Source organism: Pseudomonas sp. RSB 5.4, from assembly GCF_037126175.1.
Lineage (GTDB): Bacteria > Pseudomonadota > Gammaproteobacteria > Pseudomonadales > Pseudomonadaceae > Aquipseudomonas > Aquipseudomonas fluorescens_H.
Map to the genome: position 1 here is coordinate 2474361 of NZ_CP146986.1, position 16925 is coordinate 2491285.

At 60.1% G+C, this 16925-nt stretch carries 15 protein-coding genes and 5 tRNA genes; 9 read left to right on the forward strand and 11 right to left on the reverse strand.

Annotated elements, in window-relative coordinates:
• Nucleotides 1-114 precede the first annotated feature (114 nt).
• From V9L13_RS11045 to gltX, 5 genes are all read right to left on the reverse strand, one after another.
• Nucleotides 115-190: transfer RNA gene (locus tag V9L13_RS11045), tRNA-Glu, on the reverse strand.
• Between the two features lie 80 nt (nt 191-270).
• Nucleotides 271-346, reverse strand: a tRNA-Ala gene (locus V9L13_RS11050).
• A gap of 53 nt (nt 347-399) precedes the next feature.
• Nucleotides 400-475, reverse strand: a tRNA-Glu gene (locus V9L13_RS11055).
• 79 nt (nt 476-554) lie between these two features.
• Nucleotides 555-630 (reverse strand) — tRNA-Ala (locus tag V9L13_RS11060).
• Between the two features lie 203 nt (nt 631-833).
• Complete coding sequence (gene gltX / locus V9L13_RS11065) at nt 834-2315, reverse strand: glutamate--tRNA ligase (protein ID WP_338802516.1); 1482 nt, start codon at nt 2313-2315, stop codon at nt 834-836.
• A 231-nt stretch (nt 2316-2546) separates the two neighbouring features.
• Between gltX and V9L13_RS11070 the strand changes: the two genes are divergently transcribed.
• Complete coding sequence (locus V9L13_RS11070; RefSeq protein WP_003226450.1) at nt 2547-3596, forward strand: HlyD family secretion protein; 1050 nt, start codon at nt 2547-2549, stop codon at nt 3594-3596.
• Nucleotides 3597-3645: 49 nt separating this feature from the next.
• Nucleotides 3646-5136, forward strand: a complete 1491-nt coding sequence (locus V9L13_RS11075; protein WP_198286820.1) for an MDR family MFS transporter — start codon at nt 3646-3648, stop codon at nt 5134-5136.
• 227 nt (nt 5137-5363) lie between these two features.
• Here the strand turns inward: V9L13_RS11075 and uvrB are convergent, their stop codons facing one another.
• The gene (gene uvrB / locus V9L13_RS11080) at nt 5364-7379 is read right to left on the reverse strand and encodes an excinuclease ABC subunit UvrB (protein WP_003226454.1); all 2016 of its coding nucleotides are present in this window, start codon (nt 7377-7379) and stop codon (nt 5364-5366) included.
• A 337-nt stretch (nt 7380-7716) separates the two neighbouring features.
• Here uvrB and V9L13_RS11085 point away from each other — a divergent pair, with 337 nt between their 5' ends.
• Nucleotides 7717-8913: an amino acid aminotransferase gene (locus V9L13_RS11085; protein ID WP_338802517.1), complete on the forward strand. Its 1197-nt coding sequence runs from the start codon at nt 7717-7719 to the stop codon at nt 8911-8913.
• Between the two features lie 223 nt (nt 8914-9136).
• Nucleotides 9137-9337: a hypothetical protein gene (locus V9L13_RS11090; RefSeq protein WP_003226457.1), complete on the forward strand. Its 201-nt coding sequence runs from the start codon at nt 9137-9139 to the stop codon at nt 9335-9337.
• Here the strand turns inward: V9L13_RS11090 and V9L13_RS11095 are convergent.
• Nucleotides 9334-9564 (reverse strand): hypothetical protein, encoded by a 231-nt coding sequence (locus V9L13_RS11095; protein WP_338802518.1) that lies wholly within the window; start codon nt 9562-9564, stop codon nt 9334-9336. The two genes, V9L13_RS11090 and V9L13_RS11095, sit on opposite strands and share 4 nt — an antisense overlap.
• A gap of 227 nt (nt 9565-9791) precedes the next feature.
• Here V9L13_RS11095 and V9L13_RS11100 point away from each other — a divergent pair.
• Nucleotides 9792-9867 (forward strand) — tRNA-Asn (locus tag V9L13_RS11100).
• A 122-nt stretch (nt 9868-9989) separates the two neighbouring features.
• Here the strand turns inward: V9L13_RS11100 and V9L13_RS11105 are convergent.
• Nucleotides 9990-11516: a nucleobase:cation symporter-2 family protein gene (locus V9L13_RS11105; RefSeq protein ID WP_338802519.1), complete on the reverse strand. Its 1527-nt coding sequence runs from the start codon at nt 11514-11516 to the stop codon at nt 9990-9992.
• Nucleotides 11517-11769: 253 nt separating this feature from the next.
• Here V9L13_RS11105 and V9L13_RS11110 point away from each other — a divergent pair, with 253 nt between their 5' ends.
• Both V9L13_RS11110 and V9L13_RS11115 read left to right on the forward strand, forming a co-directional pair.
• Nucleotides 11770-12054 carry a BrnT family toxin gene (locus V9L13_RS11110; RefSeq protein WP_338802520.1) on the forward strand — a complete coding sequence of 95 codons (285 nt, stop codon included), beginning with the start codon at nt 11770-11772 and terminating at the stop codon, nt 12052-12054.
• Nucleotides 12055-12057: 3 nt separating this feature from the next.
• Nucleotides 12058-12390 (forward strand): BrnA antitoxin family protein, encoded by a 333-nt coding sequence (locus V9L13_RS11115; RefSeq protein ID WP_262142982.1) that lies wholly within the window; start codon nt 12058-12060, stop codon nt 12388-12390.
• A gap of 2 nt (nt 12391-12392) precedes the next feature.
• Here the strand turns inward: V9L13_RS11115 and V9L13_RS11120 are convergent, their stop codons facing one another.
• Nucleotides 12393-13220: an arylamine N-acetyltransferase gene (locus V9L13_RS11120; RefSeq protein WP_338802521.1), complete on the reverse strand. Its 828-nt coding sequence runs from the start codon at nt 13218-13220 to the stop codon at nt 12393-12395.
• 100 nt (nt 13221-13320) lie between these two features.
• Nucleotides 13321-14115, reverse strand: coding sequence for an exodeoxyribonuclease III (gene xth / locus V9L13_RS11125; protein WP_338802522.1), 795 nt, complete (start codon nt 14113-14115; stop codon nt 13321-13323).
• Between the two features lie 126 nt (nt 14116-14241).
• Between xth and V9L13_RS11130 the strand changes: the two genes are divergently transcribed.
• Together V9L13_RS11130 and V9L13_RS11135 are read left to right on the forward strand one after the other, a co-directional pair.
• Entirely contained in the window at nt 14242-14826 is a 585-nt protein-coding gene (locus V9L13_RS11130) for a GNAT family protein (RefSeq protein WP_338802523.1), read from the forward strand.
• Between the two features lie 89 nt (nt 14827-14915).
• On the forward strand, nt 14916-15221 hold the full coding sequence (locus tag V9L13_RS11135; protein WP_003226473.1) for a hypothetical protein: 306 nt from the start codon (nt 14916-14918) through the stop codon (nt 15219-15221).
• Between the two features lie 79 nt (nt 15222-15300).
• Here the strand turns inward: V9L13_RS11135 and V9L13_RS11140 are convergent, their stop codons facing one another.
• Nucleotides 15301-16869 (reverse strand): sensor domain-containing diguanylate cyclase, encoded by a 1569-nt coding sequence (locus V9L13_RS11140; RefSeq protein WP_338802524.1) that lies wholly within the window; start codon nt 16867-16869, stop codon nt 15301-15303.
• Nucleotides 16870-16925: the final 56 nt, after the last annotated feature.

Sequence of the window (16925 nt, forward strand, 5' to 3'; positions counted from 1 at the left end):
CCGCTGGTCTGAAGCACAGTGTAAGGAAAAAGGAGATTTGGCCAAATGCCAGACAAACAAAAGGGCCATTCAATAATTGAATGACCCTTATAAATCCCGCAGAGCGGGTAATCGTGGCGTCCCCTAGGGGACTCGAACCCCTGTTACCGCCGTGAAAGGGCGGTGTCCTAGGCCACTAGACGAAGGGGACACAAACCCTTCTATACAGCTGATCAGTGCTGAGATCTGATCTGATTCAAGGCCGGTGTGGCCAGACCTTGAACTGTAAATTGGTGGAGCTAAGCGGGATCGAACCGCTGACCTCCTGCATGCCATGCAGGCGCTCTCCCAGCTGAGCTATAGCCCCGGATTTTTCGCCTCGCGGCGGAGTGACATCTTGCAACATCACTTCTGTAAAACTGGCGTCCCCTAGGGGACTCGAACCCCTGTTACCGCCGTGAAAGGGCGGTGTCCTAGGCCACTAGACGAAGGGGACGCAAACCCTTCTATACAACTGATCAACGCTGAGTGTTGATCGCTTCGGAGCCGGTGTGGCCAGGCTTCGAAGTGTAAATTGGTGGAGCTAGACGGGATCGAACCGTCGACCTCTTGCATGCCATGCAAGCGCTCTCCCAGCTGAGCTATAGCCCCTCATCGTTGATGTCATCGCTGAGGACGGGGCGAATCTTAAGGGCGTATCGAAAGCCTGTCAAACTTATTTTTGAAAAATTTCAAAGTTTTTTGTCGGCATAACAATCACTTACCGCCCTCCCCCCGAAAATCCGGGGGAAAAACGCCGAAGGCCGGAATCAAACGATCCCGGCCTTCGGTGGTTACTGCAGAGTCAGACGTGCTCAGGCAATCGCGCCCAGCAGCTTTTCCCACTCTTTGTTTTCTTTCTTCGACACACCGCCCAGCAGGTCGATCGCCTGGCGCAGACGGAAACGGGTCAGGTCCGGGCCGAGGATTTCCATTGCATCGAGCACCGACACCGAACTGGCCTGCCCGGTGATCGCGGCAAACATCAGCGGCATCGCGTCACGCAATTTCAGCTCGAGGGATTCGACCACTGCCTGAATCGTTGCGGTGATGTTGTCCTTCTCCCACTGCCGCAGGCTTTCCAGCTTCCACAGGATCAGTTGCATCAGCTGACGCACCTGGTCACCCGAGAGCTTTTTCGACTCGAACAGCTTGGCATCCGGGTTCACGCCACCGGCAAAGAAGAAGCCGCCCAGCGGTGCAACCTGGCTGAAGGTTTCCACGCGACCCTGCACCAGCGGTGCGATCTTCATCATGTATTCGGAGTTGAACGCCCACTTCTGCACGCGTGCGGCGAACTCTTCCACCGGCAGGTCACGCAGCCACTGACCGTTGAGCCACGACAGTTTCTCGATGTCGAAGATCGGCCCGCCGAGCGACACGCGCTTGAGGTCGAAATTGTCGACCATTTCCTGCAGCGAGAACTTCTCGCGCTCGTCCGGCATCGACCAGCCCATGCGACCGAGGTAGTTGAGCATCGCTTCCGGCATGAAGCCCATGCGCTCGTAGAACGTCACCGAGGTCGGGTTCTTGCGCTTGGACAGCTTGCTCTTGTCCGGGTTACGCAGCAGCGGCATGTAGCACAGCTCCGGTTGTTCCCAGCCGAAGTATTCGTACAGCAGAATCAATTTCGGCGCCGACGGCAGCCATTCTTCACCGCGCAGCACGTGGGTGATACCCATCAGGTGGTCGTCGACCACGTTGGCGAGGAAGTACGTCGGCAGGCCGTCGGTCTTCATCAGCACTTGCATGTCCATGCGATCCCACGGGATCTCGACATCACCGCGCAACATGTCCGGCACCACGCAGACGCCTTCGGTCGGCACTTTCATGCGGATCACGTGCGGTTCGCCAGCCGCCAGACGGACCGCGACTTCTTCCTTCGACAGCAGCAGCGCGCGGCCGTCGTAACGCGGGGTTTCGCCGCGCGCCATTTGCTCGGCACGCATCTGGTCCAGTTCTTCAGCGGTGCAGAAGCACGGGAACGCATGGCCCATGTCGACCAGTTGCTGGCAATACTTCTGATAAATATCGCCACGCTCACTCTGCCGGTACGGACCGTGCGGGCCGCCGACGTCCGGGCCTTCGCTCCAGTCGATACCCAGCCAGCGCAGGGCGTCGAAGATCTGCTGTTCGGACTCGCGGGTCGAACGCAACTGGTCGGTGTCTTCGATGCGCAGGATGAACTCACCGCCATGCTGCTTGGCAAAGCAGTAGTTGAACAATGCGATGTAAGCGGTACCTACGTGGGGGTCCCCGGTAGGCGATGGCGCGATGCGAGTGCGGACGGTGGTCATGGCATGTCTCGAAAAGAATGAAAAGCAAAGAACAATCAAGCCGCGAATGGTAACAGGCGACACCCGCCCCGCTCCAGCGGACAGGGCATTTAAGCCAAGTTTGCGTCTGTAACGCCCATAGACCGTGGTGACGGGCCGAATATCAGCCATTGGCATTTACCGTTTATCGGCTGTATGCCAGATTCAGCCGCAGAGAACTTTCCTTACAATTCCTCGACTACAGTTTGCCTCATGCCTGCCCAACTCAAGCGTCGCCTGTTTATTTTCCTGCTGCTGGTTCTGTTGATTGCCGGGGGCTTCTTCGCCCATTGGTTTTTCAAGGGCCGGTTTTACGAAAGCACTGATAACGCCTATGTCCAGGGCGAGATCACCCGCGTTTCCAGCCAATTGAGCGCACGCATCGACGAAGTGCTGGTGCAGGACAACCAGCATGTGGAAAAGGGCCAGTTGCTGGTGCGCCTTGAACCCGCTGATTTCCGCCTGGCCGTCGATCGCGCCAATGCCGCCCTCGCCACTCGCGAAGCTGAGCGTTTGCAGGCACAGAGCAAATTGACTCAGCAGGCCAGTCTGATCGCCTCCAGTGACGCACAAGTCGCCGCATCGCAGGCCACGCTGGGCCGCTCGCAGGTCGACTTGTCGCGCGCCGAAACCCTGCGCAAACCCGGTTACGTTTCCGAGGAGCGGGTGACCACCCTTTCCGCTGACGCCCATATCGCCCGCTCGCAAGTGGCCAAGGCCCAGGCCGATGCACAGAGCCAGCGCCAGCAGGTCAACGCACTCACCGCCGAGATCAAACGCCTCGACGCGCAGATCGCCAACGCCCGCGCCGATCTGGCGCAAGCCGAACTCAACCTGACCCGCAGCGAAATCCACGCGCCGATCAGCGGCCTGGTCGGCCAGCGTGCCGCACGCAATGGCCAAGTGGTGCAGGCTGGCGCGTATCTGCTGTCGATCGTCCCCGATGAAGACATCTGGGTGCAGGCCAACTTCAAGGAAACTCAGATCGGCCGCATGCTCCCCGGACAAAAAGCCGAGCTGACCTTCGACGCCTACAGCGATACGCCGATCGAAGCACGGGTCGACAGCCTGTTCGCCGCCTCCGGTGCGCAGTTCAGCCTGCTGCCGCCGGACAACGCCACCGGCAACTTCACCAAAGTCGTGCAGCGGATTCCGGTGAAACTGACGTTCAAGGCCGACAACCCGCTGCACGGCAAAATCCGCCCGGGCATGTCGGTCACCGCCACCGTGAATATCAAAGACGCCCCAGACAATGGCCGGTGATTCGCTGATCCGCCCGGTCGGCGAACCGACCCGGCGGGACTGGATCGCGGTGATGAGCGTGATGCTCGGCGCCTTCATGGCAGTGCTCGACATTCAGATCACCAACTCTTCGCTCAAGGACATTCAGGGCGCGCTGTCGGCGACGCTGGAAGAAGGCTCGTGGATTTCTACCTCGTACCTGGTCGCGGAAATCATCATGATCCCGCTGACCGCGTGGCTGGTGCAGCTGCTCTCGGCGCGACGGCTGGCGGTGTGGGTGTCGCTGGGTTTTCTAATTTCATCCTTGCTATGTTCGATGGCCTGGAGCCTGGAGAGCATGATCGTCTTCCGCGCCATGCAGGGTTTCACCGGCGGCGCGCTGATTCCGCTGGCGTTCACCCTGACCCTGATCAAACTCCCCGAACACCACCGCGCCAAAGGCATGGCGATGTTCGCCATGACCGCGACCTTCGCCCCGTCCATCGGCCCGACACTGGGCGGCTGGCTCACGGAAAACTGGGGCTGGGAGTACATTTTCTACATCAACATCCCGCCGGGGCTGATCATGATCGCCGGGCTGATGTACGGGCTGGAAAAGAAGGAAGCGCACTGGGAACTGCTGAAAAGCACCGACTACACCGGGATTCTCACGCTGGGTGTCGGCCTCGGTTGTCTGCAGGTATTTCTCGAAGAAGGCCACCGCAAGGACTGGCTCGAATCAAATCTGATCGTGACCTTGGGCAGCATTGCCCTGCTGAGCCTGATCACCTTCGTCATCGTGCAGATTTCCAAACCCAATCCGCTGATCAACCTCGGCATTCTGCGCAATCGCAACTTCGGCCTGTCGAGCATTTCCAGCCTCGGCATGGGCGTCGGCTTGTATGGCTCGATTTATCTGCTGCCGCTGTACCTGGCGCAGATCCAGAACTACAACGCCCTGCAGATCGGCGAAGTGATCATGTGGATGGGCGTGCCGCAGCTGTTCCTGATTCCGCTGGTGCCGAAGCTGATGAAGTTCGTGTCGCCGAAGTGGCTGTGCACCCTTGGCTTTGGCTTGTTCGGGCTGGCGAGTTTTTCTTCGGGGGTGCTCAACCCGGATTTCGCCGGGCCGCAGTTCAATCAGATCCAGATCATCCGGGCGCTGGGTCAGCCGCTGATCATGGTCACCATTTCGCTGATCGCCACGGCGTACATCCTGCCGCAGGACGCGGGGTCGGCGTCGAGCCTGTTCAACATCCTGCGCAACCTTGGCGGCGCGATCGGCATCGCCCTGCTCGCCACGCTATTGGATGCGCGGACCAAGACCTACTTCGATTATCTGCGTGAGTCGATTGTGCCGACCAACCCGCAAGTGGCCGAACGCATGGCCTCAATGACCGACCGGTTTGGCAGCGACACCGCGGCGCTGGGCAAGATGAGCGAGATCGTGCATCAGCAGGCGCTGATCATGGCCTATAACGATGCGTTTCACTTTGTCGGGATTGCGCTGGGGATCAGCATGCTGGCGATTTTGTTGACCAAAAAATTGCCGGCGGGGTTGAAGGCTGGGGAAGCTCACTGATTTTCGTGGTGTCTGGACCGGCCTCTTCGCGAGCAAGCCCGCTCCCACAAGTTTCTTTGGTGATCACACATTTTGTGTACACCATCAATCCCTGTGGGAGCTGGCTTGCCAGCGATGGGGCCAAGTCAGCTATCACAGGCTTCTTTGGTGATCACACATTTTGTGTACACCCTCAATCCCTGTGGGAGCGGGCTTGCTCGCGAAGAGGCCTGGTCAGACGATGAAGATCAAACCGCCAACAGCCGCTCGCGAAGTTTGGCAATCTCATCGCGCATCTGCGCCGCCGCTTCAAATTCCAGATCCCGCGCCAGCTGATACATCTTCTCTTCCAGCGCCCGAATGCGCTTGGTGATTTCGCTCGGCGAGCGCAGTTCGGCTTCGTACTTGGCGCTTTCTTCGGCAGCCTTGGCCATGCCCTTGCGCTTCTTGCTGCGCGAGCCGGGCACGGTGGCGCCTTCCATGATGTCGGCGACGTCCTTGAACACACCCTTCGGGGTGATTCCGTTTTCCAGGTTGAAGGCGATCTGCTTATCGCGACGACGCTCGGTCTCGCCAATCGCTCGCTCCATCGAGCCAGTGATGCGATCGGCGTAGAGAATCGCCCGGCCATTGAGGTTCCGCGCCGCCCGGCCGATGGTCTGGATCAGCGAGCGCTCGGAACGCAGGAAGCCTTCCTTATCCGCGTCGAGAATCGCCACCAGCGACACTTCCGGCATGTCCAGACCTTCACGCAGCAGGTTGATCCCCACCAACACATCGAAGGTGCCCAGACGCAGGTCGCGAATGATCTCGACCCGCTCGACCGTGTCGATGTCCGAGTGCAGATAACGCACGCGCACACCGTGGTCGGCGAGGTAATCGGTGAGGTCTTCGGCCATGCGCTTGGTCAGCGTGGTGACCAGCACCCGCTCTTCGACCGCCACGCGTTTGGTGATTTCCGAGAGCAGGTCATCAACCTGAGTCAGCGCCGGACGCACTTCAACCTGCGGGTCGACCAGACCGGTCGGACGCACCACTTGCTCGACCACGCGCCCGGCATGCTCGGCCTCGTAATTGCCCGGGGTCGCCGAGACGAAAATCGTCTGCGGGCTCACCCCTTCCCACTCGTCAAAACGCATCGGCCGGTTGTCCAGTGCCGAAGGCAAGCGGAAGCCGTATTCGACCAGGGTTTCCTTACGCGAACGGTCACCCTTATACATCGCGCCGACTTGCGGCACGCTGACGTGGGATTCGTCGATCACCAGCAAGGCGTCGGCCGGCAGATAGTCATACAGCGTCGGCGGCGCGGCACCGGCCGGGCGCCCGGACAGGTAGCGCGAGTAGTTTTCGATGCCGTTGCAGTAACCCAGTTCGAGGATCATTTCCAGGTCGAAACGGGTGCGCTGTTCGAGGCGCTGGGCCTCGACCAGTTTGTTGTTGCTGCGCAGGTATTCGAGGCGCTCCTGCAACTCGACTTTGATGTGCTCGATGGCGTCGAGCAGGGTCTCGCGCGGCGTCACGTAGTGACTCTTCGGGTAGAAGGTGAAGCGCGGCATCTTGCGGATGACTTCGCCGGTCAGCGGGTCGAACGCGGAAATGCTCTCGACCTCGTCATCGAACAGCTCGATGCGGATCGCTTCCAGATCGGATTCCGCCGGATAGATGTCGATCACATCGCCGCGCACCCGGAACGTCGCCCGGGCAAAATCCATGTCGTTGCGGGTGTATTGCAGGTCGGCCAGACGCCGCAGCAAGGCGCGCTGATCGAGTTTGTCGCCGCGATCGACGTGCAGCACCATCTTCAAATAGGTTTCCGGGCTACCCAGACCGTAAATGCACGACACCGTGGTGACGATGATCGCGTCCTTGCGCTCGAGCAACGCTTTGGTCGCGGACAGACGCATCTGCTCGATGTGGTCGTTGATCGACGCGTCCTTCTCGATGAAGGTGTCGGACGACGGCACATAGGCTTCTGGCTGGTAGTAGTCGTAGTAGGAAACGAAATACTCGACCGCGTTGTTCGGGAAGAACGCCTTGAACTCGCCATACAGCTGCGCGGCGAGGGTCTTGTTCGGCGCCAGCACCAGCGTCGGGCGCTGTACCTGCGAGATGACATTGGCGATGCTGAAGGTCTTGCCCGAGCCGGTCACACCGAGCAGCGTCTGGTGCGCCAGCCCGGCCTCGATGCCCTCCACCAATTGGCGGATGGCTTCAGGCTGATCGCCGGCGGGCTCGAAGCGGGTGACTAGCTGGAATTCGGACATACACACCTCTGGGATCGCGGCTCGCGCAGAAAACAGCCGAGCCACGGGGATGACCGCAAACGACCGTTGTCGCCCAAGGAAAAACGAAGATTGTGCTCAATGTGGAGCCGATTGCCTCGCCTTTCAAGGCAAACGTCCTACATCCGGTAAAGTCTCTGACAGAGTCAATCGACTAACGGTCAAGAAATAATCGGAAAAACTTGCCTGAAAAGCTGAATCGCCTGTCGCCATTGCTCAGTGATGGCCTCTATACTAGCTCCCCGTTTGTGCACCGCTCTAGTGCATTCGGCTGGAGCGCGACACGTCCCTCCACTCTCCATTCAGAGCCGCCGTAATAATGAGCCTGTTCTCCGCTGTCGAAATGGCACCCCGCGATCCAATCCTGGGCCTCAACGAAGCATTCAACGCCGATACCCGGACCACCAAGGTCAACCTGGGTGTAGGTGTTTACTGCAACGAAGAGGGGCGAATTCCCCTGCTGCGCGCGGTGATCGAAGCCGAAACCATTCGCGCTGCTCAGCACGCCTCCCGTGGCTACCTGCCGATCGACGGCATCGCCGCCTACGACCAGGCGGTGCAAAAGCTGCTGTTCGGTAACGACTCGCCGCTGATCGCTGCCGGTCGCATCGTCACCACTCAGGCTGTCGGCGGTACTGGCGCACTGAAAATCGGTGCCGACTTCCTCAAGCAACTGCTGCCGAACGCCGTCGTGGCCATCAGCGACCCGAGCTGGGAAAACCACCGCGCGCTGTTCGAAACCGCTGGCTTCCCGGTGCAGAACTACCGTTACTACGACGCCGCCACCCACGACGTGAACCGTGCCGGCATGCTCGAAGACCTCAACGCCCTGCCGAACGGCTCGATCATCGTGCTGCACGCCTGCTGCCACAACCCGACCGGCGTCGACCTGAGCCCGGCTGACTGGAAAAACGTTCTGGAAGCGGTCAAGGCCAAAGGTCACGTGCCGTTCCTCGACATGGCGTACCAGGGTTTCGGCGATGGCATCGACGAAGACGCGGCGGCTGTGCGCCTGTTCGCCGAATCGGGCCTGACTTTCTTCGTCTCGAGTTCGTTCTCCAAGTCGTTCTCGCTGTACGGCGAGCGCGTTGGCGCCCTGTCGATCGTCAGCGAATCGAAAGAAGAAAGCGCGCGCGTGCTGTCGCAGGTCAAGCGTGTGATCCGCACCAACTACTCGAACCCGCCGACCCACGGTGCAAGCATCGTCGCCGCTGTGTTGAACAGCCCGGAACTGCGCGCCCAGTGGGAAGCGGAACTGGCAGAAATGCGCCTGCGCATTCGCGGCATGCGCGAGCAGATGGTTGCCCTGCTGGCCGAGAAAGCCCCGCAGCGTGACTTCAGCTTCGTCGGCCGTCAGCGCGGCATGTTCTCCTACTCCGGCCTGACCACCGAACAGGTGCACCGCCTGCGCAGCGAGTTCGGCATCTACGCCCTGGACACCGGCCGCATCTGCGTCGCGGCGCTGAACCAGAGCAACATCAAAGCGGTAACGGATGCGATCGTTCAGGTCATCTGATTTCGCCTGGCAATGAAAAACGGGAAGCCTTGGGGCTTCCCGTTTTTTATTTGTCCGAAGGAATGCAACATTCCCTCTAAACTGCACACAAATCTGAATGGGAGCGGGCTTGCTCGCGAAAGCGGTGTATCAGCCAAAGATCATGGCGACTGATCCGACGCTTTCGCGAGCAAGCCCGCTCCCACAGATTTCGTATACATCCAGGAATTCTGTGAGAACCCAAATGAAAAATGACAACCTGCGCGCCGACCGAGACGATCTGGATGATTTCATCCCTCGCACCACGGCCAAGCGCGACAAGAGCCTGGTGCTGCAAGTCGCAGCGGGCGTGTTCCTTGGTGGCCTGGCCTTGTGGCTGGTGCAACTGGCCGCCACCGCGGCTTATGCCAAGCTGATGCTCGGCACCATCACTTTCGGCGGTTAAGCCAGTTCCGTCGCACGCTGACTGGCTGCGTCGTCATAGGCGACGTACAGCGATTCGGCGATCTGACTTTTGATTGCCTTGGTGCTTTCCAGGGCGAGCACGAAACCTTCGGCCTTGCCGCCGGCGCGGTTCAACTCTTCAGCGGTGCTGGCCTGGGTAATCGCGTCGAAGAGTTTCTCGGCGTGCGGGCCAACCCCTTTGGGCAGGCTGATTTGCGCGATGCTCATACGAACACCTCGCGCGAAAGAGAAATCAGAACGGTTTGAGTCATGGCGCGTACCTTTTGGCGAATGGCCGGCAGCGCGTGTGACCACTTCCGGGCAGCCATGGTAGACCTGTGAGGCGGTTCTGGTAACCGCCAATCGCTGACAAAACACCGTCCGTCCTGCTCAAACCGGAAATTTTAACTCTGATGCTTGACTTCTCTTTTTGAATCAGTAACATACGCACCAATTCCGCAATAGCTCAGTTGGTAGAGCAAATGACTGTTAATCATTGGGTCCCTGGTTCGAGTCCAGGTTGTGGAGCCAAATAGCAAAGCCCCTGAATCGAAAGATTCAGGGGCTTTTTTGTGGACGATGGAAAATCTGCTGCGAAACGAAAAGGGCCGATCTGTCTCACAACAGATCGGCCCTTTTCATGCATTCAGCGATCAGACGTGTTCGCTGCTCTTCACTTGGGGCTTCGGCGTACCGTGACCGTGGTCATGATCGGCATCGACCTCGATCACCGGCACTTCCTTGCCATCGCAATCGTGCAGCTTGCCGTCGCTGAAGTAATCGCCTTCACGCAGCGCCGCCAGGTCGCGATAACGCAGGGTGCGTTCTTCCGCTGCGGCGAAAACCGACTGCTGATCCGAGTTGCCGGCAGTGAAGTGGTTGAAGGTCAGGTTGAGCACGATCGCCATGATCGCCGACGAGCTGATGCCCGAGTGGAAAATGGTTGCGAACCAGCTCGGGAAATGATCGTAGAAGTTCGGTGCGGCAATCGGGATCATGCCGAAGCCGATCGAGGTTGCGACGATGATCAGGTTGACGTTGTTGCGGTAATCGACCTTCGACAGCGTGCGAATCCCGCTCGCCGCCACCGTCCCGAACAGCACGATACCGGCGCCGCCCAGCACTGACGTCGGCACCGCAGCGATCACCCGCCCCATGAACGGCAGCAGGCCGAGAATCACCAGGAAAACACCGCCGGTGGCCACGACATAACGGCTCTTGATTCCGGTCACCGCCACCAGCCCGACGTTCTGCGCGAAGGCGCTCTGGGTGAACGAACCGAAGATCGGCGCAAACATGCTCGACAGCATGTCCGCGCGCAGACCGTTGCCCAAGCGCTTGGAGTCGACTTTGGTGCCGATGATCTCACCGACCGCCAGAATGTCCGCCGAGGTTTCCACCAGGGTCACCATGACCACGATGCACATCGACAGGATCGCGGCGAAGTGGAAAGTCGGCATGCCGAAGTGAAACGGCGTCGGAAAGCCGAACATCGGCCCCTGGGCGACACCGGAGAAATCCGCCATGCCGAGGAACACCGCGAGAATCGTGCCGATCACCATGGCCAACAGGATCGACAGCCGCGAGATGGTCGAGCTGCCGACCTTGCTCAACAGCAACACCAGCACCAGCGTCACCGCCGCCAGACCGATGTTCTGCATGCTGCCGAAGTCCGGCGCATGGCTATTGCCACCCATGGCCCAACGTGCGGCCACCGGCATCAGTGTCAGGCCGATGGTGGTGATCACGATACCGGTGACCAGCGGTGGGAAAAACTTGGTGATTCGCGAGAACACCGGAGTAATCAGCAAGCCGATCAACGACGCGGCAATCACCGCGCCCAGCACCGACTGGAAGCCGCCCTCCCCGCCACTGCTGACGATCGCGACCATGGTCGCCACACCGGAGAACGACACGCCCTGCACCAGCGGCAACTGACAGCCAAAAAACGGTAGACCCAGGGTTTGCAGCAGTGTCGCCAGCCCCCCCGCAAACAATGAAGCAGCAATCAACAAACCAATGTCCGCCGGCGACAGCCCGGCCGCCTGGCCGATGATCAGCGGCACCGCAACGATACCGCCGTACATGGTCAGAACATGTTGCAGGCCGTAAGCCATATTCGCGCCGCCCCCGAGATTTTCGTCCTCGGGCCGTTGGTGTGAAACATGGGGCGTTTTCATGTGGGGGGTTCCCTGGTTTTTGTTATGCGCACACTGTATTCAATACTCGTGACAAATGTCCATAGAGTTGTATACAACTTATCGGTCACATAATGGATAGGTAGCCACCCAAGCTTCTATCTCGCCACCCCCATCTCCCACAAATCCGGCAACACATCCCCTCCTGCCCCCGGTTTTTATCGCACTAGGCTGAAGTATTCATGGCGACCGACGGTGCACTGGCGCTCTTTTTTATACATATAAAGTATGCATAATGAAGTCATTCGAAATTCAGTACGACAAAAGCAAGAACGCAGCCAACAAACTCAAGCACAGGGGCGTCAGCCTTGCCGAGACCGAGCCGGTCTTTCATGACGAACGCGCGCTGACGGTCGAGGACAACGACCATGACGAACAGCGCTGGATCACCCTCGGTCTTGATGGCAAAGGACGTTTGCTGGTGGTTGCGTACAGTTATCGCGAAGCCAACGTCGTACGAATCATTTCTGCACGTGTCGCCACACCGAGCGAGCGTTGCGCTTATTTTCAGGAGGCTTGAACGATGAAAGACGAATACGACTTCTCGCAGGGCAAACGCGGAGCCTTGGCGCCCACCAAGGGCAAAACCCGCATCACCATCATGCTCGATGACGCGGTCATCGAAGCCGCCCGCAGCGTGGCGGAAAACGAAGGGTTCGGTTATCAGACCGTGATCAACAACACCCTGCGCCATGCCCTGCTGGAGGCTGGCAGCAAAAAGCAGGAAGCCGAGCCGCCCCACTCCGGGCAATTCAAGAAAGGCATCACCGCCGCCGACCTCAAGAGTCTGGAAAAAAAGCTGTCGGCGGCGGTCGGGGAAATCCGCCGGGTACTGGAACCGGAGGCCAAGCCCTGAGATCAGGCCGGTACGAGCATCCGCGCCAGCGACTGGCGCACATGCGGCTGGTCAGGCACGCGCAGGCCGAATTCCTGCTCCAGCACTTCAAGCAGTTCAGCGACATCCGCCACCTCGCGTCGCTCGCTGGCGGCGCCCATATGATGAATCGCGAAACTGCCGTTGTTCAGGGTCCGGCGCCAGCCATCGCCGGTGCGCGCAACCATCAACCGCTGAGCAAACGGTGATTCGGGATGAGTCGATACGTACCAGTTGCCGAGGGTGTAATCGATGTCTTCCTGGCGTTGCAGATCAAACAGGTACATCGCGCGCCATTCGCCGGCGACATTGGCCCGCAGCATGTAGCCATCGGCCTGTTTCTCGATGCGATAGGACTCGTGCGGCGTCGCCTGTTCAGCCTCGGTATCGAGCAGCAGCGGCGCGGTCGGCACCATACCGCCAAAGCCGACGTCGGTGATGTAGCGCTCGCCATCGATGATTACCAGGCTCAAGCGATGGGTACGCGCCGTCCACGTGCCTTCGGGTTGCGCCAGCACCACACGCCCGGAGATGCCACGGGCGTCGAAGCCCAGCTCCAGCAATAACGCCAGAAACAGATTGTTCAGCTCGTAGCAGTAACCGCCACGGCCACCGTGGAGAACCTTTTGTTCGACCGACGCCAGATCGATCAGTACCGGTGCGCCGGTGATCGTCGACAGATTCTCGAAGGGAAAGACGCCGGTATGGCGCAACTGCAACTGCCGCAGGGTTTCCAGCGTCGGTGCCGGTGGGGCATCGAAGCCCAGGTGTTGCAGGTACAACGTCGGATTCGCCAGACGTGGCTCGCTCATTGCTCAGTCCTTTTGCATGTGGCCGCGGATCGCTGCGCCGCTGGCCGACATGTATACGGGATTGGGCGCCGATTCCGACAATTGATTTCGCCAATCAACGTTACCGACGTTTGCGCGAACCGATGCGAATCCAGGTCGGCGCATGGTCGCTGGCGTGCGGTTCGTTGCGCACCCAGGCGTCTACACCGGCCTCGTGCAGATACGGGCTGAGTGCCGGGTTGAGCAGCAGATGATCGATGCGCAGGCCAGAGTTGGTTTGCCAATGCTGACGAAAGTAATCCCAGAACGTGTAGAGGCGATCGTCGGGATACAGATGGCGCAACGAGTCGGTCCAGCCCTGATCAAGCAGCCGTTGATAACACTCGCGGCTTTCGGGTTGCAGCAGCGCGTCCTTGAGCCACGAGCGGGTGTTGTAGATGTCCATGTCGGTGGGCACCACGTTGTAATCGCCAGCGAGCACCACCGGATGATCGCTGCTTTGCAGATCCTTGGCGTAGCGGATCAAGCGCTCGAACCAGGCCAGTTTGTAGTCGAACTTCGGCCCCGGCTGCGGGTTGCCGTTGGGCAGGTACAGGCAGCCGACCAATACCCCGTGCACCGCCGCTTCCAGATAACGACTGTGCTTGTCCTCGGGATCGCCCGGCAGGCCGCGGCGGCTCTCCAGCGGTTGCGCATCACGGGCGAGGATCGCCACCCCGTTCCATGACGCCTGACCGTGCCAGATCGCGCCATAACCGGCGGCTTCAAGTTCAGCTACAGGAAATGCACTGTCGACTGACTTGAGTTCCTGCAGGCACGCGATGTCCGGTTGTTCGCGCCTGAGCCACTCCAGCAGGTTCGGCAAGCGTGCGCGCAGGCCGTTGACGTTGAACGTGGCGATCCGCAGGTTTTTCATCGTCCAGACTCCGGCGACAAGGTGTGAAAATTGTGACTCTGTAGCGGCGACGGTGGTTGCATCGGATCAACCGGCTGCGGCGTAATAGGCGCTCGCCACTGCCCCAAACTGCCGAGACCTGTTCCCATGCTCACCACGCTGCAAGGCCCGCGCATCCTCCTGCGCCCGCTTCAGTACATCGACGTCGACGCCCTGCTCCACGCCGCCGCTGACGGCGAACTGTGGAACCTCACCGTCACCGTGGTGCCTTCGGCGAGCACCATCGACAGCTACCTGAAGAAGGCCCTGGACGGCCGCGACGCCGGCACGGTCATGCCGTTTGTGATTGTGTTGAAGGATAGCGGCGAAGTCATCGGCTCGACCCGGTTCTGGAAGATCGACCCGCTCAATCGCAAGCTGGAAATCGGCAGCAGCTGGATTTCCGCGCGCTGGCAGAAATCCTTCGTCAACACCGAAGCCAAATACCTGATGTTGCGCCACGCCTTCGAGGTGCTCGACTGCGTGCGGGTGCAGTTCACCGCCGACGAGAACAACCAGAAGTCGCGCAACGCGATTCTGCGCCTCGGAGCGCAACAGGAAGGCATCGTGCGCCACGAGCGGATCATGCCGGACGGGCGCAAGCGCAACTCGGTGCGCTTCAGCATCATCGATGACGAGTGGCCGCAGGTGCGGCAGGCGCTGGAGCAGAAACTGGCGGACGACCGACACTGAAGCTCAACAACCGCTCGTCAGCCAATCGGCACCAACGGGCAAAAGTGTCAGACCAAAGTCAGGTAACCGACCCCTTTTGGAGACGTACCATGACTACACGCACACTCACCTCGTTGTTGCTCGCCGGCCTGCTCGCCGCCACCTCGGCTGCCAGCTTCGCGGCGAACGACAGTTCTGGCACATCGAGTACCAACCCCGACGTCAACAAAAGCACGCCTAAGCCGCCGGACAATACCCCGGGTGCACCTGCCGGCAGTAACGGCGCTGGTAGCCCTGGTTCTGGCAATGGCACTGGCACCAACGGCGGCGCCATGGGTTCGGGCTCCGGCGCTGGCGGTGGCACAGGCGCGGCCGGGGGCGGAACCGGCGGCGCGGGCGGTGGCTCGGGCAGCTGAACGAACCGCCGTTACGGCTGGTAATAGGACCTGTGTGTGAGGGGGCTTGCTCCCTCACCCCTGTTGAAGCGTCAAAACCTCAGCGGTCCGAGCGCATCAATTCGGCAAAACCGGTATCAAGCGACAACACCGCAGCGCGGTTGCGTCCGGCATTTTTCGCCTGATACAACGCCGCGTCAGCACGCTGGATAAACATCTCCAGGCTGTCATTGCCGCTGGGAATAAACGAGTAGCAGCCCAGACTTACCGTCAGATACCCGGTCGGCGAGCCGCTGTGGGTGATGCGTTTGTCCATCACGCTGCGACGGATCTGCCCGGCAATCGCCAGCGCGCCGTTGATGTCGGTGTCCGGCAACAGCACCGCAAACTCCTCACCACCGTAACGCACCGCCAGGTCAGACTTGCGCTGGGTACAATTTTTCAGCACCTGCGCCACCTGCGTCAGGCAATGATCGCCCGCCACATGACCGTAGGCATCGTTGTAGCGCTTGAAGAAATCGATATCGAGCATGATCAGACCGACCGGACTCGACTGGCGTGCGCCGCGGGCAAATTCGATCTCCAGCGAACGCTCGAACAGCCGCCGGTTTGCCAGCCCTGTCAGGCTGTCGTGGGTAGCGATCTGCTCCAGTGCGCGCTGCGCCTTGCGCAGGTTTTTCTCGATACGCTCGCCGTCGCGCACCTGATGAATGAACACCCAGCCGAACAGGCCGACGCCAAGAATCACCAGCGCCACAATCACGCTGGACTGAAAGGCCCGCTCATACCAACCCTTGAGAATCGTATCGCGCGATGACGCCGCCGCGACCACCAGCGGATACGACGCCAATTGCCGGTAGCCGTACAGACGCACCACGCCATCGACCACCGACTTGATCATCGCGGTACCGGCCGGGGCTTCGGGCAGCAGCTTCTGGTAAATCCTGCCTTTGGCCAGCGACGAACCGATCAGGCCTTCGTCGAACGGCCGCCGCGCCAGCAACGTGCCGTCCTTGAGGCCGAGAAACATGATGCCGTTGTCATCGAGGCTGAAGCTTTTGAAGAACCGGTCGAAGTACGCCATCTTGATCCCGGCCATCAGCACGCCCTGGAAATTGCCGGCGCGGTCGTTGATGCGTTTCGAGATCGGGATGATCCACTCGCCATTCTCACGGCTGCGAATCGCCGGGCCGATGTGCGCCACGGAGGAAACGTTCTGCTGGTGAAACTTGAAGTACTCGCGGTCGGCCACACCATTGCCACGGGGCAGATCCGTAAATGACGTGATCACCCACTGACCGTCGCGATCGAACAGGAACATGCCGTGCAACTGTTCCAGTTGTTGCACCCGACGCGCGAAGGTTTTTTGCAGACGTGGTCGTTGCGCGGCGCCGTAACCATCGTCCTCGACCCAATCGACCAGGCTGGTGAGCACCAGATCGGCGGCCAGAAACGTGTCTTCGGCCTGCTGCGCCATGGCCCGGGTCAGGTTGGAAGAAGCGGTCTGCGCGTTCGCGAGATCCTGGCGTCGTGTCTGCTCAAGTTGCAGATACAGCAATCCGGACAGGCACAGGCACACTGCAACGATGAACAGCGCTGCCGCCTTGCGCAGCGGCAGGCGTTTAAGCGTGCCGGGAGTCTGATGCGGATCGTGAATGGGGATTGGCAAAAACGTGTCCTGGGCAGGTACGACAGGGGCCGCAGCCCGAAACCCTTACTTTTCGT